The organism is Pseudomonas syringae group sp. J254-4, assembly GCF_032586855.1.
Classification (GTDB): Bacteria; Pseudomonadota; Gammaproteobacteria; order Pseudomonadales; family Pseudomonadaceae; genus Aquipseudomonas; species Aquipseudomonas amygdali.
In genome coordinates, this window is sequence record NZ_JAWHOO010000010.1 from 42,203 (window position 1) to 63,638 (window position 21,436).

Genomic DNA, 21,436 nt, shown 5'->3' on the forward strand with positions numbered 1-21,436 from the left:
ACCATGTCACACACAGCCATGCCACAGATAAAGCTTGCAGTAGAAGATTTACGCGTCGAGTTCAGTCATGCGGGCAAGGTCACGGCAGCCGTTCGCGACGTGTCATTCAGCCTTGGCCGGGAAAAGCTGGCGATTGTTGGCGAATCGGGATCGGGCAAATCCACGGTCGGTCGCAGCCTGCTGCGTCTGCATCCGGCAACGGCCAGGGTCACGGCGAAAACCCTGCGTTTCGGCGATATCGATTTACTTGAATGCAGCGAAAAACAGATGCAGAGCATTCGCGGGCGGCGCATGTCGATGATCATGCAGGACCCGAAATACTCGCTGAACCCGGTGATCAAGGTAGGCGAACAGATCGCCGAGGCCTATCTGGCGCATCACAGGGTTTCGAAAAAGGAAGCCCGCGAACGCACGCTGGACATGCTCGCCAAGGTGCACATCCGCGAACCGGCGCGAGTCTACGAACTGTATCCCCATGAAGTTTCGGGCGGTATGGGCCAGCGGATCATGATCGCGATGATGGTGATCACCGACCCGCAAGTGATCATCGCCGACGAGCCGACTTCCGCACTGGATGTGTCGGTGCGCCGTCAGGTGCTCAACGTGCTGGAAGAGCTGGTCAGCGAGCGCGATCTGGGCCTGATCTTCATCAGCCACGACCTGAATATGGTCCGTCACTTTTGCGACCGGGTGCTGGTGATGTACGCCGGGCGTGTCGTGGAATCGCTGAACGCCAGCGAACTGGATCAGGCGCGTCATCCCTACACGCAAGGCCTGTTGGCCGCCCTGCCCAGCCTGGATCACCCGCGTGCCAGCCTGCCGGTTCTGCAACGCGATCCCCTTTGGCTCACTCACTGAGAATGCTCCCATGGCAATGATCACAGTCGATTCACTGAACCTGAGCTTCGGCACTGGCCCAGCACTGAATCAGGTGCTGCGTGACGTCAACCTGCAGGTCGAGCAAGGCCAGTCGTTCGGCCTGGTCGGCGAGTCCGGCTCGGGCAAGACCACCGTGCTGCGCTGCCTGGCAGGACAATATCATCACTGGAGCGGCGCACTGAGCGTGGCCGGCCAGACCGTACAGCGCAAGCTCGATGCCAGTCACTACCGCACCGTGCAGATGGTCTTTCAGGACCCCTATGCCTCACTGCATCCGCGCCACACCATCGACGCGGCACTCAAGGAGCCATTGAGCATCCACCGGATCGGTGACCGCGACCGTCGCGTCTGTGAAGTGCTGAACAAGGTCGGTCTCAACGAAAGCTTTCGTTTCCGTTACCCGCATCAGCTGTCCGGCGGCCAGCGCCAGCGGGTCGCTATTGCAAGAGCGCTGATTCTCGAACCACGTGTGCTGCTGCTCGACGAACCCACCTCGGCACTGGATGTTTCGGTGCAGGCCGAAATTCTCAACCTGCTGGCCGACTTGCGTCATCAGCAAGGCCTGACCTACCTCATGGTGACCCACGACCTCGGTGTAGTGGCGCACTTGTGTGACCGGGTCGCGGTCATGCAGCAAGGCCAGGTGCTGGAAACCCTCGACAGCAGCCAGTTGATCAACAACCAGGCTCGGCACGAGTATTCGCGACTGCTGATTCAGGCCAGCCGCGACATGGACCTGCGCCCGACGGGATGAGCCGCCGCCGGGCTCACGACCGCTGAACCCGTAACCCTGCTGACACTGTGATTCCCGGCCCTCTCGGCCAAGGGATCCGGCTGCCTGCGATTTGCCTCAACACACCCAAAACAGCCATCAAACAAGAATAAAAAAATGAAAAAATCACTCGCACTGATCTCTCTGACTGCTCTGTTCCCCGGCGCCTGGGCGCATGCCGACAGCGCGTACATCAACTACCGTCACCAATATGCAGAAAGCACGCGCATGCATGCCGACCGGGTCAAATTCGGCAGCCGGCTGGACAGCGGCTGGGGCTTCGAAGGTGAACTCAAATACAAGACCGCAGGCGACCGCCAGGACGTAGCGTTCGACAACACCGTCGGCAACGGCCACGAATTGACGGTCAGCTATCAATACCGGCTCGACGACAAATGGCTGCTGACGCCTTCGTTTGCACTGGAAAGCATCGAGAAATCGACGGCCTATAAAATGGGCCTGAAGCTGGGTTACAAAGTAAACGATCAGTTGAGCGTGTCAGGCCGCTATCGCTACGACTCGATCAAGCTGGACAGGGACAAGGTCAACCACGAAATGCCTGACAACCAGATGGACGATCAGTCGATCAATCGTTACGACGTCTGGGTCAACTACGCCAGCAAAGGCCCGTGGGCGTACGAGTATCAGTTCACCTACTTCGATGCCGACTACATTCGCTATGACAACGGCAAGACCGACTACGAACAGAACGCGGCCTTCAAATACAAATGGGACAAGCACTGGGTGCCGTTCTTTGAAGTCGGCGACATCAAGGTCGATTCCGAAGATGACAAGCGCCAACTGAGATTGCGCGTGGGCGTGCAGTACAACTTCCTGTAGCGCATCCCAATGGAGCACACCATCGTGCGACGCTCCGCGTCGCATGCATTGTCTGGCTTCTGATTATCGTGCCGACGCTCCGCGTCGCATGCCGTTCTGGACGCTCTGCGTCCTCTTTAGAGCATGCGGTGCGGCGCAGATTTGTGACGCGGAGCGTCACCCAAGGCATTCCTACGCTGGAGCGTAAGGAACGAGAGGTGTCTGGCAGAAACTCCGCAGATTATCGTGCCGACGCTCCGCGTCGACATGCAGCTCTGGACGCTCTGCGTCCTCTTTCGAGCATGCGGTGCGGCGCAGATTTGTGCCGCGGAGCGTCACCCAAGGCATCCCCACGCTGGAGCGTAAGGAACGAGAGGTGTCTGGCAGAAACTCCGCAGATTATCGTGCCGACGCTCCGCACCGCATGCCGTTCTGGACGCTCTGCGTCCTCTTTCGAGCATGTGGCGCGGCGCAGATTTGTGACGCGGAGCGTCACCCAAGGCATTCCTACGCTGGAGCGTAAGGAACGAGAGGTGTCTGGCAGAAACTCCGCAGATTATCGTGCGACGCTCCGCGTCGCATGCCGTTCTGGACGCTCTGCGTCCTCTTTAGAGCATGCGGTGCGGCGCAGATTTGTGCCGCGCAGCGTCACCCAAGGCATCCCCACGCTGGAGCGTGAGGAACGATAGGTGTCTGGCAGAAACTCCGCGGATTATCGTGCGACGCTCCGCGTCGCATGCCGTTCTGGACGCTCTGCGTCCTCTTTCGAGCATGTGCCGCGGCGCAGATTTGTGACGCGGAGCGTCACCCAAGGCATTCCTTCACTGGAGCGTAAGGAACGAGAGGTGTCAGGCAGAAACTCCGCGGATTATCGTGCCGACGCTCCGCGTCGCATGCCGTTCTGGACGCTCTGCGTCCTCTTTCGAGCATGCGGTGCGACGCAGATTTGTGACGCGGAGCGTCACCCAAGGCATTCCTACGCTGGAGCGTAAGGAACGAGAGGTGTCTGGCAGAAACTCCGCAGATTATCGTGCGACGCTCCGCGTCGCATGCCGTTCTGGACGCTCTGCGTCCTCTTTAGAGCATGCGGTGCGGCGCAGATTTGTGCCGCAGAGCGTCACTCAAGGCATCACCACACTGGAGCATGAGGAACGATAGGTGTCTGGCAGAAACTCCGCGTCCGGTCCTGAATCGCTCAGTCGCTGTACAGCGCCTGAGTGCGACGCAGGCGCATGCGGCTGCCGTTGAGGTGCAGGTACATCGCCGAGCGCGCTGCGTCGACGTTGCCTTCGGCGATGGCGTTGTAGATTTGCCGGTGTTCGGTGTTGATTCCGGCCAGGTAGGCGTTGCGATCGCTCTGCCCTGTGTAGGCCGAGTTCATCCGCGTGCGGGGAATCAGCTTGGTGCCCAGATGTTTCATGATATCGATCAGGTACGCATTGCCTGACGCCTTGGCGATCTTGAGGTGAAATTGAAAATCGGCATTGATGGTGGTTCCGGATTTCTGCGGACCTTCGAGCAGCGCATCGAACGCCCGCTTGAGCTCAAGCAACGCCTCAGGGCTGCGTCGTTGCGCAGCCAGCCCTGCTGCCTCGACTTCCAGGCTCAAGCGAAACTCCAGCAGGTTCAGCACATCGGACAAGGTGGCGATGGTCGCAGGCCCTACCGAAAAACCTTCAGGCGGAGGCATGTCGAGAACAAAGGTACCGACGCCATGCCGGGTTTCCACCAGCCCCGCGGCCTGCATCCGCGACAGCGCATCGCGCACCACCGTGCGGCTGACACCCTCGGCTTCCATGATGTGGATCTCGGAAGGCAGTTTCTCGCCGCGCACCAGCACACCGTCACGCATGCGCTGGGCGAAGCGGTCGACCAGGGTTTCTGCCAGGCGTCGATGGTTCTTTTGCGAGGAAAGCGCGTTGTCCGACATTGCAGCCTCAGTTCTGTCCGATACGCGAGTATAGGCTGCGATCCCCACACAAAACACGCCTTGAGTACGGTTATACTCAGCCACCCGACACGGACCCGATCACCCGCCATGGAACAACCTTCCACATCAAAAGGCCGTCGCTCCAGCCTGACTCAGCAACTGGTCGCCGAGTTTTCGCGCAGAATTCGCGAAGGCGAGATCCAGAGCGGTGAAAAGCTTCCTACCGAACAGGTGATCATCCGTGAAACGGGGGTCAGCCGCACCGTGGTTCGTGAAGCGATGTCGCGTCTGCAAGCCGAAGGTCTGGTCGAAACCCGGCATGGCATCGGCACCTTCGTGGTCGATGCCGCGCAGCCAGGGAATTTCCAGCAGGTTGAACCGCCAATCGGTACACCCGGAGACGCGGTATCCATCATCGAGCTGCGCCTGAGCATCGAGCCGGAATCTGCCGCGCTGGCGGCTCAACGCCGCACGCCCGAGCAACTGGATGCCATCCGTCAGGCACTCGATGAACTGCATCGCTGCGCGCGCCTGGGACACGACACCATGAAGGCCGACTTCGAGTTTCACCGGCAGATATCACTGTGCACCGCCAACAGCTTCTTTACCGACGTGATGAGCCAGCTCGGCAGCAGCATCCTGCCCCGCACCCGCAGCGGCTTCGGCAATATCACGTCGTTGCACGCAGAGGACGACCCAGGCATCCAGCAACGCGAACAGGAGACCATCTTCGACGCCATTGTCCATCAGGATCGGGATGCCGCCCGAGCCGCGATGCGCCTGCATCTGATCAACAGTCTGCTGCGCCTGCGCGCAAAGGATTAGCCACTAAAACGCTTATCGTTTACCATGCCGCCCGTCGGTTTCCGAGAGGAACTAACAGGGAATTCGCACGCTTTGTCTGCACAAGGCCAAAACGAAACTGCCCCCGCAACTGTAGGCATCGAGCCTGCTCCATGACTGCCACTGGATTCAGCTCCGGGAAGGCCGGAGCCCGGCGATGACATGCCAGTCAGGAGACCTGCCGACCTGCTTCAACCCACTAACCGGCGGGGTGTCCGGGAAGGACATCCGCACGCGGCGGCATTTTCCGTCGTGCCCGGTCATTTGCCGGGGATGTGTTTCCTGATGTGCATTGCGCCTTGGCACCTGCTCCAACGGAGACCGCATTTCATGTCGCTGCCCCGCCTTGCCGTACTTGCCGCCAGCCTGACGCTGTCCACCCTGACCCTCGCCGCCCCCACTCAGTATCCGCTGACGCTTGAAAACTGTGGTTCGACCCTGACGTTCGCGCATGCACCGACCAAGGCAGTGACCATTGGTCAGGCCGGCACTGAAATGCTCTACGAACTGGGCCTGGGCGACCGGCTGGTGGGCACGTCGCTGTGGTTCAACAACGTTTTGCCACGCTTCAAGGCGCAGAACGATAAGGTAGAACGTCTGGCCGACAACGACCCAAGCTTTGAAGCGGTGATTGGCAAACGTCCGGAACTGGTGGCGGTGCAGCTGGAGTGGATGGTCGGCAAACAGGGCGTGGTCGGCACACGCGAGCAGTTCCATGACCTGAAAATACCCACTTACATTCTGCCGTCCGATTGCGAAGGCAAAGATAATCTGGTCGGTGCCGACGGCACACGCCTGGAGCCGTTCCGCATCGAGACCATCTACAAGAGCATCGAGCAACTGGCGCAGATTTTCGATGTACAGGACCGCGGTGACACGCTGGTTGCCGACCTCAAGGCCCGCTTGAGCGCCGCGATTGCCAACGTCAAACAGAACAAGGCGAACGACGTCTCGGCGCTGTTCTGGTTTTCCAGTTCCGATCTCGCCAGCGACCCGTTCGTGGCAGGCCGCAAAGGCATCCCGGACTTCATGCTCAACAGCCTGGGCATGCGCAATATCGTCAAGTCCGACGAAGAATGGCCGACAGTGGGCTGGGAGACCATTGCCAAGGCCAATCCAAGCATTCTGGTGATTGCACGCATGGATCGCCGCCGCTTCCCGGCCGACGACTACCTGAAAAAGATCGAATTCCTCAAGAGCGACCCGGTGACGCGCAACATGGACGCAGTCAAGCATGACCGAATCGTGATCATCGACGCCGAAGGCATGCAGGCTGGTCTGCGCCTGTTTACCGGGTTCGAGGAACTGGCTGACGCCGCCAACCGTTTCAACGCTGCACAATGAGATTACAGGTAGCGCTGGGCCATGTGCTCTGGGTCTCGGCAGTGCTGGTGCTGGCGATCATGGTCGGCGCAGCAATTGGCGAAACCTCGATCAGCCTGAAGGTGGTTTTTCAGGTGCTGGCCAACAAACTCTGGGCTGCCGGCTATGTGCTCGACCCTATCGACGAAGGCATTGTCTGGAACTACCGGCTGACCCGCGCGATTGTCGCGGCAGCCTGCGGGGCCGGGCTGGCGATCTGTGGCGTGGTGTTGCAATCCTTGTTGCGCAACCCGCTGGCAGACCCGTATCTGCTGGGAATTTCCGCCGGGGCCTCGACCGGCGCGGTGCTGGTCGCCATTCTGGGCTTTGGTGCGGGGGCTATTTCGATGTCGGCAGGCGCTTTTGCCGGGGCCGTGGCGGCGTTTTCGCTGGTCGCCCTGCTGGCGCATTCGTCGCGAGGCACCACAGCAGCCGGACAGATAATTCTGGCCGGGATCGCCGGTTCACAGCTGTTCAATGCCCTGACCTCGTTTCTGATCACCAAATCCGCCAGCTCCGAACAGGCACGCGGCATCATGTTCTGGCTGCTGGGCAACCTCAGCGGCGTACGCTGGCACTCGGTATGGCTGGCAGTGCCGACGGTGCTGGTCGGTCTGCTGGTGTGCCTCTGGCACCGGCGAGCGCTGGACGCGTTCACCTTCGGCAGCGACTCGGCGGCGTCACTGGGGATTGCCGTGCGGCGCGTGCAGATCATCCTGATCGCGACCGCAGCCCTGGTCACCGCAGTGATGGTGTCAATCGTCGGCTCCATCGGTTTTGTCGGGCTGGTGATCCCGCACGCGGTGCGTATGCTGGTCGGTGTGCGCCATGCACGGCTGGTGCCGTTGAGTGCATTGAGCGGCGCACTGTTCCTGATCGCTGCCGACATCCTCTCGCGCACACTGATCAAGGGTCAGGCGCTGCCGATTGGCGTCATTACCGCGCTGATCGGCGCACCGGTCTTCGCTTTGATTCTTATCCGGGGCAATAGCACGCGATGAACGCCTTTCCTCATCTGGCCAACGCACCGGTGCTGGGCTGCACGGGGCTGGGTTATTCGGTGCGTGGCACTGCGCTGCTGCGCGACGTCGACTTGAGCATCGCAGCCGGCGAGACACTGGCCGTGGTCGGCCCTAACGGTTCAGGAAAATCCACCCTGCTGAAACTATTGGCCGGTATTCAGAAACCGGTCTGCGGTACGGTCAGACTGGGCGGGCAACCACTTGAGACAATGAGCCGCAGAGACGTAGCGCGCCTGCTGGCGGTGGTCGAACAACAAGCGGAAACCAGCGATGCCGTGACGGTTCTGGATGCCGTCGAGCTGGGCCGCACGCCCTGGCTGTCGGCACTCGAGCCGTGGAGTACCAACGATGACGCAATCGTTCGCCAGGCGTTGCAGGATGTGGACATGCTGCATATGCAGAAACGTGCCTGGCACACCCTGTCCGGTGGCGAGCGGCAGCGCGTGCACATCGCCAGGGCGCTGGCGCAACGACCCAGGATCCTTCTGCTGGACGAACCGACCAATCACCTGGATATCCAGCACCAACTGACCATTCTCGGTCTGGTCAGGGCTTTGCCGGTAACCACTGTGATAGCCCTGCACGATCTGAATCAGGCGCTGGATTGCGACCGCGTGGCGGTCATGGAGAAAGGCCGGCTGGTCGCACTGGGTGCGCCGGTCGAGGTGCTGACCCCGGAACGCCTGCTGAGCACCTTCGGCGTCGTGGCGCACTGGCTGACCGACCCTTTCGACGGCGCGAAAATCCTGCGTTTGCGCTCACACTGAAGAATCGCCGATGGTCAGCCGGTCGCCTGACGCACGCTTCAACAGGTGCGCCGCGCGGCCTGTAGCACTACAATGCGCGCTTTGCCCGCCGCAGGATCCCGTTGCCATGTCGTTACCCAAGCACCACCTGGAATTGCTCAGCCCTGCACGGGATGTAACCATTGCCCGTGAAGCCATCCTGCATGGCGCCGATGCGGTGTACATCGGCGGGCCGAGCTTTGGTGCGCGACACAACGCCTGCAACGAGGTCAGCGACATTGCCGAGCTGGTCAAATTCGCCCATCGCTATCACGCGCGGATCTTCACCACGATCAACACCATCCTGCATGACGACGAACTGGAACCAGCCCGCAAGCTGATTCACCAGCTCTACGACGCAGGCGTAGACGCCTTGATCGTGCAGGACCTCGGGGTGATGGAGATGGACATTCCGCCCATCGAGCTGCATGCCAGCACCCAGACCGACATCCGCACCCTGGGCCGGGCGAAGTTTCTCGATCAGGCCGGTTTCTCGCAACTGGTGCTGGCCCGCGAGCTGAACCTGCAGGAAATTCGTGACATCGCCCGTGAAACCGATGCTGCTATCGAGTTTTTCATTCATGGCGCGCTGTGCGTGGCGTTCTCCGGGCAGTGCAATATTTCCCATGCGCAAAACGGCCGCAGCGCCAACCGCGGCGATTGCTCGCAGGCTTGCCGTCTGCCCTACACGCTCAAGGATGATCAGGGCCGCGTCGTCGCCTTCGAAAAGCATCTGTTGTCGATGAAAGACAACAACCAGAGCGCCAACCTGCGCGATCTGGTGGACGCAGGCGTGCGCTCGTTCAAGATCGAAGGTCGCTACAAGGACGCAGGCTACGTCAAAAATATCACCGCTTATTACCGCCAGCGTCTGGACGAGATTCTCGAAGAGCGTCCGGACCTCGCACGCGCTTCCAGCGGCCGTACCGCGCACTTCTTCGTGCCAGACCCGGAAAAGACCTTTCATCGCGGCAGCACCGATTATTTCGTCAGTGACCGCAAGATCGACATCGGTGCGTTCGATACGCCGACGTTTACCGGTCTGGCAGTCGGCACCGTCGAAAAACTCGGCAAGCGTGACCTGATCGCCGTGACCCATGAGCCGCTGTCCAACGGTGACGGTCTCAACGTGCAGATCAAGCGTGAAGTGGTGGGCTTCCGTGCCAATATCGCCGAGTTCAAAGGCGAGTTCGAAGAAGACGGCCAGAAGCGCTGGCGCTACCGTGTAGAACCCAACGAGATGCCTGCGGCCCTTTCCCGTGTGCGCCCAAACCATCCGTTGAATCGCAACCTGGACCACAACTGGCAGCAGGCGCTGCTCAAGACCTCGGCCGAGCGCCGCATCGGCATTCAGTGGCAGGTTACCCTTCGTGAAGACCAACTGCGCCTGGAAGCCATCAGTGAAGAAGGTGTGAGCGTCGCGGTAAACCTTGACGGTCCGTTCGGCGCAGCCAACAAGCCCGAGCAGGCACTGGATCAGCTGCGCGATCTACTGACCCAGCTGGGCACCACGATCTACCATGCGCAGGACGTCAGGCTCGACGCGCCACAGGCATTCTTCGTGCCCAACTCGCAGCTCAAGACCCTGCGCCGCGATGCCATCGAGGCGCTGACCGAAGCGCGCATCAAGGTGCATCCGCGCGGTGGCCGCAAGGCCGAAACCACCCCGCCGCCGGTGTACCCGGAGTCGCATTTGTCGTTTCTGGCCAACGTCTACAACCAGAAGGCCCGCGATTTCTACCATCGCCACGGCGTACAGTTGATCGACGCGGCCTACGAGGCCCACGAAGAAACCGGTGAAGTGCCAGTGATGATCACCAAACACTGCCTGCGTTTCTCGTTCAACCTGTGCCCGAAACAGGCCAAAGGCGTGACGGGCGTGCGCACCAAGGTCGCGCCCATGCAACTGGTGCAGGGTGATGAAGTGCTGACCCTGAAATTCGATTGCAAACCTTGCGAAATGCACGTGATCGGCAAAATGAAAGGTCACATTCTCGACCTGCCGTTGCCCGGCAGCGCTGCGGCTAAATCGGTGGTCGGCCACATCACCCCGGAAGACCTGCTCAAGACTGCGCGTCAGCGTTCTCCGCACTGATCGATACAAGGGGGTTGGCGCCCTGCCAGCCCCCTTCCGTCTTCTGACAAAGCCCTCTTAAAGAACGCGCTCCATATGGGTCGTATTCCACACCGGGTCGTTTTCCACATCGGTCACAGCAAAACCCTGTTTCTCCCAGAAACGGATCGCGCCGGGCAGAAACGGATGAGTATGCAGGTACAAAACCTCTATGCCACCTGCCTCGGCATGGGCCCAGAGCGCCTGACATAAACGGCTGGCAAGCCCGTCGCCGCGAAACTCCGGCATTACGAACAGGCGCACGATCTCAACGGTTCTGCGCCCGCGATAATCGAGCTGCGGGAAACGATGATCGAACGGCAGGTAGCCCACAGCCGCAATGATCTGCCCTTCACTGCGGGCGATCAGAAACTTGCCGTCCTCCCCGTCCAGATACACCTGCTCGAAACCGGCCAGATCGGGCGGAACGGTGACGGTGTCGAGCAAGGGAAAGATTTCGGCACGCGCACGCATGACGAAATCGACGGTGTGCGGGATCTCGGAGGGGTGTACCTCAGTAATAGTGATGTTCATGAGCACGGACTTATTGGGGGAATTGCAGGGTGATACAAATGTTACGCCAGACTTGGGCTTTTGAACGCACGGCTTAACTATAGAGCAGGCGGCGCGGCGCAGAATTGTGACGCGGAGCGTCACGACAGGCATTCCCACAGAGCGTGAGGAAAGATATGTGCCTGGAGCGACTGGGGCGCCCAGAGGCAAAAACGCCGATTATCGTGAGCGGGCAATGCGGCGCACAGCTTTACAGCGCAACCCTTCGATGCGCACCAATGCAAGGCAGGAAAAATCATGCGCCAGACACCTCGTAAACGCTGCACAGCCTTGCGGGCATTGCCAATGCGCGTCTGAACCGCTGCAACCGCAAGCTGGCACAGCCCCTGCATAATGTTGGATAACCCCACCATGAATGTGGTCGGGCCGCCCCGGTTGATCGACGTTGATCGCCAGTCTCGCAGAGACCAGAGGGCCACATGGGTGCATCCGGCAACGTGGCTTGATGGCATCCCCGAACACCCAATAAGAGAACAGGCAAAGGCGCCTGGAACCGAAAGGTTCCGGGCGCTTTTTTTTTGCTTCAAAAAACCTGATTGGCCTCGGCCGGGACTTGCTATGAACACCACAGTCTTCCCCATGAACGATGTAAAAACCCTGATCGTCGTCGGTAATGGCATGGTCGGGCACCATTGCGTCGAGCAGTTGATCGCAGGCGGCGCACTGGAGCGTTATCGCATCCATGTATTTGGCGAAGAAGCACAGCGTGCCTACGACCGCGTGCATTTGTCCGAATACTTTACCGGCCGCGATGCCGAGTCGCTGGCCATGAGTGAAATGTCTGTCTACGAACAACCTGGCCTGACGCTGCACCTGGGCGTACCGGTGCTGGAGATTGATCGTGATCGTCATGAAATCATCACCGCCGAAGGCTGCTTCAGCTACGACAAGCTGATCCTGGCTACCGGCTCCTTCCCGTTCGTACCGCCGATCGAGGGCGCACAGGGCAACTCGCGGCTGGTCTATCGCACGCTTGAGGATCTGGACACCATTCGCTACGCCGCGTCGAAAGCTCGCCGTGGCGTGGTAGTCGGCGGTGGTCTGCTCGGGCTTGAAGCGGCCAATGCACTGAAATCGCTTGGTCTGGAAGCCCATGTTGTCGAGTTCGCCCCGCGCTTGATGCCGGTGCAACTGGACGAGCACGGCGGGGCTGCCTTGAAAGCGCGTATCGAAGCGCTGGGCGTTGGCGTACACCTGTCGCGCGCTACGCAATCGATCAGCGACGGCAAGCAATACCGCTATCGCATGAACTTCGCCAACGACGAATTTCTGGAAACCGATCTGATCGTGTTCTCTGCCGGTATCCGCCCGCAGGACGCGCTGGCTCGCCAGTGTGAACTGGAACTCGGCCCGCGTGGCGGTATTGCAATCGACGAGCACTGTCGCACCAGTGACGCCGATATCTATGCAATCGGCGAGTGCGCGGCCTGGAACGGCAGTGTATTTGGCCTGGTGGCACCCGGTTACCAAATGGCCCGTGGCGTCGCCGCACAGTTGTGCGAAAAGGACACTGAGCCGTTCTTCGGGGCCGACATGTCCACCAAGCTCAAGCTGTTGGGCGTGGATGTCGGCTCCATTGGTGATGCGCACGGTGCACTGGCCGGGGCCGTCAGTTATCGCTTCATTGACGAAGCCACCGCCAGCTATCGCCGGCTGGTGGTGTCGGCAGATGGCAAGCAAGTGCTCGGCGCGGTGCTGGTCGGCGACAACAGTTATTACGACACCCTGCTGCAATACGCCCAGAACGGCATCACCCTGCCCGCCGACCCGTCCAGCCTGATCCTGCCGCGTGGGGAAGGCGCGCCGACGCTGGGTGCCGATGCCCTGCCCGCCACCGCGACCATCTGTTCCTGCCATAACGTCAGCAAGGGCTCTATCTGTTCGGCAATCGACAATGGCTGCACCGACCTCGCCGGGGTCAAGGCCTGCACCAAAGCAGCCACCGGTTGTGGTGGCTGCACTGCGCTGCTCAAGCAGGTGTTCGAACATGAGTTGATGGCGCGCGGCGTGGCGGTCGACAAAAGCCTCTGCGAACACTTCGCCTATACCCGCCAGGAGTTGTACTCGATGGTTCGCGTCGAAGGCATCGAGACCTTTGACGAACTGCTGACTCGCCATGGCAAAGGCGCGCATGGCTGCGACATCTGCAAGCCTGCGGTCGGCTCGATTCTCGCTTCGTGCTGGAACCGCCCGATCACCGAACCTTCGCTGGTGCCACTGCAGGACACCAACGACACCTTCATGGCCAACATGCAGAAAAACGGCACCTACTCGGTGGTACCGCGTATTCCCGGTGGCGAAATCACCCCTGACGGCCTGATCGCGATTGGTGCCGTGGCCAAGAAGTACGACTTGTACACCAAGATCACCGGCGGCCAGCGCATCGACCTGTTCGGCGCGCAACTGCATGAACTGCCGGACATCTGGAGTGAGTTGATTGAGGCGGGGTTCGAGACCGGGCATGCCTACGGCAAATCGACCCGGACGGTGAAGTCCTGCGTCGGCAGTACCTGGTGCCGCTATGGCGTGCAGGACAGCGTCGCGATGGCACTGCGCATTGAGGACCGTTACAAGGGGCTGCGCTCACCGCACAAACTCAAGTTCGCCGTATCCGGCTGCACCCGCGAATGCGCCGAAGCGCAGAGCAAGGATGTGGGGGTGATTGCCACCGAGAACGGCTGGAACCTGTACCTGTGCGGCAACGGCGGCATGCGTCCGCGCCACGCCGAGCTGTTCGCCACCGACCTGGATGACGAAACCCTGATTCGCTACATCGACCGTTTCCTGATGCTCTACATCCGCACTGCCGACAAGCTGCAACGTACCTCGGTCTGGAGGGAATCACTCGAAGGCGGCCTCGACTACCTCAAGGCGGTGATTGTCGATGACAGCCTGGGGCTGGCCGCAGAGCTGGAGTCGCAGATGCAACTGGTGGTCGACCGCTATGAATGCGAATGGGCCAATGCCCTCAAGGACCCGGAGAAGCTCAAGCGCTTCCGCACCTTCGTCAACGACGGACGTGGCGACCCGGACGTGCATTTCGTCAAGGAGCGCGCCCAGCGTCGTCCGGCAAAACCCGAAGAGCTGGCCCTTATCCCGTTGTTCAAGGAGGTGGTGTAATGAATTCGTCCAACACCGTATTGGCGGGCGAAAACGCCCATTCTGCACTGCAACTGCACTGGCATGCCCTGTGCGGACGCAAGGACCTGGTGGCCAACTCCGGCGTGGTAGCGTGGCTGGACGGCGCGCAGGTAGCGCTGTTCTACCTGCCTGAAACCCCTGAGGGCGAACAGCTTTTTGCCATCGACAACCGCGACCCCAAGTCCGGTGCCAATGTGATCGGTCGCGGATTGATTGGCCATATTGCTGGCGAGCTGGTGATTGCCTCGCCGTTGTACAAGCAGCATTTTCGCCTGCACGACGGTAGTTGCATCGAGTACCCGGAGCAACGCCTGGAGGTCTGGCCGGTACGGCTTAACGGAGATCAGGTAGAGATTGCCGTCTAGCTGATAACAATAGGGCCAGACAACCTGGTCGCTGGCCGACCAGGCTGTTGCGTGGGATGAATGACGGACTATTGCAGCTCGGACACCAGCGCTTTATTGAAGCCCTGCGGATCTTCCATCTGCGGGGCATGCCCCTTGCCTTTGAACTCCACCAGTCTGGCACCAGGGATCATCTGCGCCACCTGCTTGCCCAATACCTTGTAATTGCCGATCTTCGCCTTGACCTCAGGCGGTGCAATGTCGCTGCCGATGGCGGTGGTATCGGCATCGCCGATCATCAACACGGTCGGCACCTGCAGCCTGGGAAACTCGTAGAACACCGGCTGGGTGAAAATCATGTCGTAGATCAGCGCCGAGTTCCAGGCAACAATCTTATGACCCGGCCCCTTGTTCAGGCCCGCCAGCATGTCGACCCACTTGTCGTACTCAGGCTTCCAGCGCCCGTCGTAGTAAGTCTTCTGCTCGTAGGCGCGAATGCCTTCGGCGGTGGTCTTCAGTTCGCGCTCATACCACTGATCGACGCTGCGGTAAGGCACGCCAAGAGCCTTCCAGTCTTCCAGACCGATCGGGTTGACCATCACCAGCTTCTCGGTCTGTTTCGGGTACATGAGCGCGTAACGCGTGGCCAGCATGCCGCCGGTGGAATGGCCGACCACCGACACCTTGTCGATACCCAGCTTTTCAAGCAGCGCATGGGTGTTCATCGACAACTGCTGGAAGCTGTATTGATAGTGCGCAGGTTTGGTCGAGGTGCAAAAACCGATCTGATCAGGCGCAACAACGCGATAGCCCGCAGCGCTCAGCCCCTTGATGGTGTCTTCCCAGGTCGCGGCGCAGAAGTTCTTGCCATGCATCAGCACCGCGGTGCGGCCATTGGCCTTGCCGGTGGGTGCGACATCCATGTAACCCATTTCCAGCGCCTGGCCCTGGGACTGAAAACTGAATTTCTGCAATGCGTGGGGGTAAGTGAAACCTTCCAGTTGCTGGCCGTAACCGGGCGTTTCAGCCAGTGCAGCGCCGGACAGCGTCAACGACATCAACATGCCGGCAATCTTTGCAGCCCGCATAAGGGGCACCTCCTGTAGCCTGTGGATAGGGGTCGAAATCTGCAGCCGCTTCCACGTTAAGCCGCAGACCTGCAAGTAGACCTTGTTTCCCGCTACAGATTCGCCCCTTTCCTGCCTGTAGAACCGTAAGCAGACGTTTCATCATGCCGGCCTGACTGCGGCAAAACGCTGGACGCCCCCCGCCACGCTTGCCTAGACTGAGCCGTCGGTTACAGGCCGTCATGGTCAGCCAGGTCTGATGCCAAGGAACAGCAATGAATCGAAATGAACTGCGCAAGGCCGACATCAACCTGATGGTGGTCTTCGAGACATTAATGCAGGAGCGTAACGTCACCCGGGCAGCCGAAAAGCTGTTTCTCGGCCAACCCACGATAAGCGCCGCACTGAATCGCTTGCGCAACCTGCTCAATGACCCGTTGTTCATCCGCGTCGGGCATCGTATGGAGCCGACCGCGCGTGCCCATGAAATTCTCAAGCACCTGACGCCAGCGCTGGATGCCATGTCTACCGCGCTGAGCCTGACCACCGATTTTGATCCTTCGGTCAGCAAGATGACGTTTCGCATCGGCCTGACCGACGACGTCGAATTCGGCCTGTTTCCCGCCATGCTCAAGGCCATCCGCGAGGAGGCGCCTGGCGTGGTGATCGTGGTCAAACACGTCGACTACCTGAATATCTCCGAAGTGCTGATGTCCGGCGACATCACCGTCGGCGTCTGCCTGACCCGTGAGCTGCCGGCCAATGCCAAACGCAAGACGCTGCGCAACGTGCAGCCACGGCTGGTGCGCGCCGACAAACCGCGCGGCCCGATGAGCATCGACGAATATTGTTCACGACCTCATGTGGTGGTGTCGCACGTGGCCAGCATCAGCAGCTTTGCCGATGAGTGGCTGACCGCACTGGGTCGCAAGCGTCAGGTCGTGTTGTCAGTGCCGCAGTTCGCCACCCTGCCCGCACTGATGGCTGGCACCGACATGATTTCGGGCCTGTCCGACTACGCGGCGAAGGCCATGAGCGCATTGGGTTTGCTGTATGACGAGCCGTTGCCCTTCCCCACGCCGGGGCTGGACCTGTCGATGACGTGGCTGAGTGTGATGGACAGCGACCCTGCCGAGCGTTGGCTGCGCAGCAGGATCGAGGAGTTCATGGGCGAGCGCCAGGAAGCGCCCGCCCTGGCCGGTTGATCAGCCGAAACGACCGGTAATGTAGTCTTCGGTCTGGGTCTTGGAAGGCTTGGTGAAGATGGTGTCGGTGTCGCCGTGCTCGATCAGTTCACCCATGAACATGAAAGCGGTGTAGTCGGAGCAACGCGCCGCCTGCTGCATGTTGTGGGTCACGATGATCACGGTGAACTGCTCCTTGAGTTCAGTGATCAGCTGTTCGATACGCCCGGTCGAAATCGGGTCAAGTGCCGAGGTCGGCTCGTCGAGCAGCAGGACCTGAGGACGCAGCGCGATGGTCCGGGCGATGCACAGACGCTGCTGCTGACCACCGGACAGACCGGTTGCGCTCTGCTTGAGCTTGTCCTTGACCTCATCCCACAACGCCGCGCCACGCAGTGCCTGCTCGACGCGATCTTCCATTTCCCGACGCGACAGCTTTTCGTGGTGCTTGATGGCATAGGAAATGTTGTCGTAGATCGACATCGGAAACGGCACCGGCTTCTGGAACACCATGCCCACATGACTGCGCAGGCGGTTCATCGAGTAGCCAGGCGCCAGGATGTTTTCGCCATTGAGCAGCACTTCGCCGCGCGCTTCCTGTTTCGGGTACATCGCGTAGATACGGTTGAAAACGCGCAGCAGGGTCGATTTACCGCAACCCGACGGGCCGATGATCGCAGTGATGCGCTTCTCGGGGATGGTCATGTCGATGGACTTCAACGACTTCTGGTTGTTGTAGAAAAACTCCAGACCGCGCACTTGGATCTTGGTCTTTTCGTTGGCCAGGGAAAGGTTGTTCATCAGGACGCCCTATTGCGCAGAAGAATTAAGCGAGACAGCAGACTCAGTATCAGTACGAACAACGTCATGACCAGCGCACCGGCCCATGCCAGGGAGTGCCAATCATCGAACGGGCTCATGGCGTACTGGAAAACCACCACCGGAACACTGGCGATTGGTTTGAGCAGATCACTGCTCCAGAACTGGTTGCCGAAAGCGGTGAACAGCAGCGGCGCGGTTTCGCCGGTGATACGTGCCAATGCCAGCAATACGCCGGTAACCACACCCGCCTTGGCCGCACGCAGAACGATTTGCAGGGTCAGCTTCCATTGCGGCACACCCAGCGCCAGCGCGGCTTCACGCATGGTCGAGGGTTGCAGTTGCATCATTTCGTCAGTGGTACGCACCACCACCGGGATGACCAGCAATGCCAGAGCCAGCGCACCGGCAATCGCCGAAAAACCCACCTGATGGCCTGTCACTGCGTTGAGCGGCAGTACCACAACGGTATAAACGAACAGGCCGAGCACGATGGAAGGTGCCGAAAGCAGGATGTCGTTGATGAAGCGTACTGCGTTACCCAGCTTGGTGTAGCGGGCAAACTCGGCCAGCCAGATACCGGCCATCAAACCGATTGGCGTACCGATCAACAGGCCTATGCCAGACATCAGCACGCTGCCGTAGAACGCGTTGGCCAGGCCACCCTCGGTGCCAGGTGGCGGGGTCATGCCGGTGAACAACTGCAGGTTGAGCGCGTCGATACCCTTGATGATGGTGGTCAGCAGAATCCACACCAGCCACAGCAGGCCGAAGGCAGTGGCACCACAGCTGAGTACCATCGCAATCTTGTTCTTGATGCTGCGAACCCGATACAGGCTCTCGCTGCCTGTCACATCCTTACTCATAACCCCTCCTTACGCGAAAGGCGCGACAGCATCAGACGTGCAAGGGCCAGCACGATGAAGGTGACCACAAACAACAGGAAGCCAAGGGCGATCAGTGCCGAACGGTGCAAGTCGGTATAGGCCTCGTTGAACTCGTTGGCGATCACCGAAGCAATGGAACTGCTCGGCATCATCAGCGATGCAGAGAACTGATGGGCGTTGCCCAGTACAAAGGTTACCGCCATGGTTTCGCCGAGCGCGCGTCCCAACCCGAGGAACACACCACCGACCACTGCCGAACGGGTGTAAGGCAGCACGATGTCCCAGACCACTTCCCAGGTCGTGCCGCCCAGTGCGTAGGCCGACTCTTTGAGGGCCACGGGCACGGTACGGAAGACTTCCTGCATCACCGAGGTAATGAACGGCGTGATCATGATCGCCAGCACGATACCGGCGGTCAGCATGCCGATACCCAGCGGCGGGCCCTGAAACATCGGACCGATCAGCGGCAGTGCGCCGAGGTTTTCGGTGATCCAGGGTGACAGGTGTTCAGCCATGAACGGGCCAAAGACAAACAGCCCCCACATGCCGTAGATGATCGAAGGGATACCGGCCAACAGCTCGATGGCCGAGGCAATCGGCATGCGCAGCCAAGGCGGAGCCACTTCGGTCAGAAAGATGGCAATGCCGAAACTCACCGGTACGGCGATCAGCAAAGCCAGAAAAGAGGTAACCAGAGTGCCGTAGATCGGAACCAGTGCGCCGAACTTGCCGGCGTTTACGTCCCACTCGGTGCTGGTCAGAAAGCCAAACCCGAAAGTCTGGAATGCCAGACTGCCGCCCCACAGGGTCGACAAGGCAATACAACCCAGCAAAGCAAGCACCAGCATCGCTGCGGCCTGCAATGAACGCTTGAACCACAGGTCATGACGATGATCCCGTTTGGCGCGCTTCTCGCCCTCGGACTCACCAGCGGAGACGTTAGCGGACAGGTATTGGGTGTTTTCAGTCATGTTGAGGCCACTCGCAAGGAAAAGCCCCTGTCACCGAGCCGATATCGCGGCTGATGACAGGGGTGGTACGGGTTGAATCACTTACTTGGTGAATTCCGTTTTCCAGTAGCTTTCCACGCGTTCAACCAGCGATTTCGGCAATGCTACATATTCCAGTTTCTCGGCTTGTTTCTGGCCGTTTTCCAGGGACCATTTGAAGAAGTCGAAAGCGGCTGCGCTTTTCTCTTCGTTCTTGGCTTTCTTGTACATGATGATCCAGGTGGTCGCGGTGATCGGCCATGCAGCCTCACCCGGCGCGTTGGTCATGATCAGGTTGAAGTCTTTGGCGCTCGCCCAGTCGGCAGTATCAGCAGCGGCAGCAAAAGCCTTGGCGTCTGGCTTGATGAATTTGCCGGCAGCGTTTTTCAACTGGGTGTAAGACAACTTGTTGGTCGTTGCGTAGGAGTACTCAACGTAACCGATCGAACCCTTGATCTGTTTCACGTAGGCAGAAACACCTTCGTTACCCTTGCCGCCCACACCGGCTGGCCACTGCACGGTCGAACCGAACTTCAGCTTCTCGTTCCACTCCGGGCTGACTTTGCTCAGGTAGTTGGTGAAGTTGTAAGTGGTACCCGAACCGTCCGAGCGGTGAACAACAGTGATCGCAGTATCAGGCAGCTTCACGCCCGAGTTCAGGGCAGTGATTGCCGGGTCGTTCCACTTCTTGATGTCGCCCATGAAGATCTTGGCGATAGTTGGGCCGTCCAGCTTCAGCTCGCCACTTTCAACGCCTTCAACGTTGACGATCGGCACGATCCCGCCGATGACGCTTGGGAATTGACCCAAGCCGCCAGCCTGCAGGTCCTCAGCGGACATAGGGGCGTCGGATGCACCGAAGTCAACAGTCGCTGCCTTGATCTGGGCAATACCGCCGCCCGAACCGATGGACTGATAGTTGATACGGTTATCCTTGGTTTTGCTGTAGTCCTGGGACCACGCTGAAATAACCGGGTAGACGAAACTCGAACCAGCACCTGTGACATCAGTCGCATGGGCCACACCGCTGAGGCACAGCGAAGCGATCAGAAGCGACAAGCGTTTTTTAGTCAGCAGTATCACGGTAATACCTCAGTCCAGGAGATTGTGTGGTGGCCCAGTTAAGGAGGCCCGAGGCGGATTTAAAACCTGAAATGTTGCTGTTTCATGACAATCCAACGAATCGTGTCAGCGAAGGAACTTTTTTGTAGGCGATTTCCTACGCTGCCGACGTTGAAAAAACCCGTAGAGCCCAATGTTTACGGCGAAATCATGCCCCACAGCGCTAAATAGCTTTGTGCCACCTTCAGATAGATAGCCAAACGCCATCTGCGTTATAAAAATGTAAGAAAGTATGATTTTAAGAATCGTTGGGGATGACCGAACGGTCACGTTATAGCTAAATCAACTTAAAAATGTTCCATCAGCGCTCATCACATCTATGCAAACCAGCGAATGCAAAAGGTTTGAAACCGCCGACGCAAGGAGTCGGCATTGGTGGGAGCGGGTCGCACGAAGCTACCGTTCGTCGGGTTCAACGGCACCTATGGCCACTGGCCAATGACCAATATACGTACGTTAAAGAACTACTTTAAAACAACGGAGTAAGCATCATGATCAAGACCAAACTGACTGCCCTCACCCTGGCAGGCCTGATGGCCGTCGCTTCGGGTGCAGCTTTTGCCGAATCGACGACCAGCTCTGAAACGCCGATCAACAAGAATGCGACCAAGCTGCCGGGCACTAACACCCAGCCGATGGACCGCACCTCTTCCGAAACTCCTGGCGCGCAAACAGACAGCAAAAAAGCGGCTGCCGAAAAGTCGATGAAACATGACAAGGGCGCGCATGGCACGCACGACAAGAGCAACGTTACTGAAAAAACCAAGACTCAGTAATCAAGCTTC

19 protein-coding genes and 1 riboswitch are annotated in these 21,436 nt (G+C 59.5%); of the genes, 12 read left to right on the forward strand and 7 right to left on the reverse strand.

Going from position 1 to position 21,436, the window contains the following annotated elements; genetic code table 11:
• Window positions 1-18: 18 nt before the first annotated feature.
• The 3 genes from RYB09_RS13920 to RYB09_RS13930 all read left to right on the forward strand — a co-directional run bounded on the left by RYB09_RS13920 (window position 19) and on the right by RYB09_RS13930 (window position 2,491).
• Complete coding sequence (locus RYB09_RS13920) at window positions 19-858, forward strand: ABC transporter ATP-binding protein (protein ID WP_029240939.1); 840 nt, start codon at window positions 19-21, stop codon at window positions 856-858.
• Between the two features lie 10 nt (window positions 859-868).
• Entirely contained in the window at window positions 869-1,633 is a 765-nt protein-coding gene (locus tag RYB09_RS13925) for an ABC transporter ATP-binding protein (RefSeq protein WP_005731967.1), read from the forward strand.
• A gap of 135 nt (window positions 1,634-1,768) precedes the next feature.
• Window positions 1,769-2,491, forward strand: coding sequence for an oligogalacturonate-specific porin KdgM family protein (locus tag RYB09_RS13930; RefSeq protein ID WP_057411655.1), 723 nt, complete (start codon window positions 1,769-1,771; stop codon window positions 2,489-2,491).
• Between the two features lie 1,174 nt (window positions 2,492-3,665).
• Here the strand turns inward: RYB09_RS13930 and RYB09_RS13935 are convergent.
• On the reverse strand, window positions 3,666-4,400 hold the full coding sequence (locus tag RYB09_RS13935) for a FadR/GntR family transcriptional regulator (RefSeq protein WP_005755744.1): 735 nt from the start codon (window positions 4,398-4,400) through the stop codon (window positions 3,666-3,668).
• A gap of 108 nt (window positions 4,401-4,508) precedes the next feature.
• On the opposite strand from RYB09_RS13935, the gene RYB09_RS13940 reads away from it, so the two are divergent.
• The 5 genes from RYB09_RS13940 (at window position 4,509) to RYB09_RS13960 (ending at window position 10,507) form a co-directional block, all read left to right on the forward strand.
• Window positions 4,509-5,225 (forward strand): FadR/GntR family transcriptional regulator, encoded by a 717-nt coding sequence (locus RYB09_RS13940; protein WP_005731963.1) that lies wholly within the window; start codon window positions 4,509-4,511, stop codon window positions 5,223-5,225.
• Window positions 5,226-5,243: 18 nt separating this feature from the next.
• Window positions 5,244-5,444, forward strand: a riboswitch (cobalamin riboswitch).
• 129 nt (window positions 5,445-5,573) lie between these two features.
• On the forward strand, window positions 5,574-6,587 hold the full coding sequence (locus tag RYB09_RS13945) for an ABC transporter substrate-binding protein (protein WP_005731962.1): 1,014 nt from the start codon (window positions 5,574-5,576) through the stop codon (window positions 6,585-6,587).
• Complete coding sequence (locus RYB09_RS13950) at window positions 6,584-7,606, forward strand: FecCD family ABC transporter permease (RefSeq protein ID WP_016981376.1); 1,023 nt, start codon at window positions 6,584-6,586, stop codon at window positions 7,604-7,606. Before RYB09_RS13945 ends, RYB09_RS13950 begins: the two co-directional genes overlap by 4 nt.
• Window positions 7,603-8,394: an ABC transporter ATP-binding protein gene (locus RYB09_RS13955; RefSeq protein ID WP_122258117.1), complete on the forward strand. Its 792-nt coding sequence runs from the start codon at window positions 7,603-7,605 to the stop codon at window positions 8,392-8,394. Before RYB09_RS13950 ends, RYB09_RS13955 begins: the two co-directional genes overlap by 4 nt.
• Window positions 8,395-8,500: 106 nt before the next feature.
• A complete protein-coding gene (locus RYB09_RS13960; protein ID WP_316888966.1) occupies window positions 8,501-10,507 on the forward strand; it encodes a U32 family peptidase in 2,007 nt (668 codons plus the stop codon).
• A 57-nt stretch (window positions 10,508-10,564) separates the two neighbouring features.
• On the opposite strand, the gene RYB09_RS13965 is transcribed toward RYB09_RS13960, so the two are convergent.
• On the reverse strand, window positions 10,565-11,059 hold the full coding sequence (locus RYB09_RS13965) for a GNAT family N-acetyltransferase (protein ID WP_316888967.1): 495 nt from the start codon (window positions 11,057-11,059) through the stop codon (window positions 10,565-10,567).
• 597 nt (window positions 11,060-11,656) lie between these two features.
• On the opposite strand from RYB09_RS13965, the gene nirB reads away from it, so the two are divergent.
• Both nirB and nirD read left to right on the forward strand, forming a co-directional pair.
• Entirely contained in the window at window positions 11,657-14,218 is a 2,562-nt protein-coding gene (gene nirB / locus RYB09_RS13970; RefSeq protein ID WP_122258980.1) for a nitrite reductase large subunit NirB, read from the forward strand.
• Window positions 14,218-14,604, forward strand: coding sequence for a nitrite reductase small subunit NirD (gene nirD / locus RYB09_RS13975; RefSeq protein WP_002553915.1), 387 nt, complete (start codon window positions 14,218-14,220; stop codon window positions 14,602-14,604). The genes nirB and nirD overlap by 1 nt, the downstream gene beginning before the upstream one ends.
• 68 nt (window positions 14,605-14,672) lie before the next feature.
• Here nirD and RYB09_RS13980 read toward each other — a convergent pair whose 3' ends face one another.
• Window positions 14,673-15,671 carry an alpha/beta fold hydrolase gene (locus RYB09_RS13980; protein WP_122281980.1) on the reverse strand — a complete coding sequence of 333 codons (999 nt, stop codon included), beginning with the start codon at window positions 15,669-15,671 and terminating at the stop codon, window positions 14,673-14,675.
• 254 nt (window positions 15,672-15,925) lie between these two features.
• Between RYB09_RS13980 and RYB09_RS13985 the strand changes: the two genes are divergently transcribed.
• Window positions 15,926-16,855 (forward strand): LysR family transcriptional regulator, encoded by a 930-nt coding sequence (locus tag RYB09_RS13985; protein WP_002553917.1) that lies wholly within the window; start codon window positions 15,926-15,928, stop codon window positions 16,853-16,855.
• Here RYB09_RS13985 and pstB read toward each other — a convergent pair whose 3' ends face one another.
• The 4 genes from pstB to pstS all read right to left on the reverse strand — a co-directional run bounded on the left by pstB (window position 16,856) and on the right by pstS (window position 20,612).
• On the reverse strand, window positions 16,856-17,635 hold the full coding sequence (gene pstB / locus RYB09_RS13990) for a phosphate ABC transporter ATP-binding protein PstB (RefSeq protein WP_002553918.1): 780 nt from the start codon (window positions 17,633-17,635) through the stop codon (window positions 16,856-16,858).
• Entirely contained in the window at window positions 17,635-18,519 is an 885-nt protein-coding gene (gene pstA / locus RYB09_RS13995) for a phosphate ABC transporter permease PstA (RefSeq protein ID WP_002553919.1), read from the reverse strand. The genes pstB and pstA overlap by 1 nt, the downstream gene beginning before the upstream one ends.
• Window positions 18,516-19,511, reverse strand: coding sequence for a phosphate ABC transporter permease subunit PstC (pstC, locus tag RYB09_RS14000; protein WP_003371940.1), 996 nt, complete (start codon window positions 19,509-19,511; stop codon window positions 18,516-18,518). Before pstC ends, pstA begins: the two co-directional genes overlap by 4 nt.
• Before the next feature lie 81 nt (window positions 19,512-19,592).
• Complete coding sequence (gene pstS, locus RYB09_RS14005) at window positions 19,593-20,612, reverse strand: phosphate ABC transporter substrate-binding protein PstS (RefSeq protein ID WP_002553921.1); 1,020 nt, start codon at window positions 20,610-20,612, stop codon at window positions 19,593-19,595.
• Between the two features lie 530 nt (window positions 20,613-21,142).
• Here pstS and RYB09_RS14010 point away from each other — a divergent pair.
• Window positions 21,143-21,427: a hypothetical protein gene (locus RYB09_RS14010; RefSeq protein WP_058407768.1), complete on the forward strand. Its 285-nt coding sequence runs from the start codon at window positions 21,143-21,145 to the stop codon at window positions 21,425-21,427.
• Window positions 21,428-21,436 lie beyond the last annotated feature (9 nt).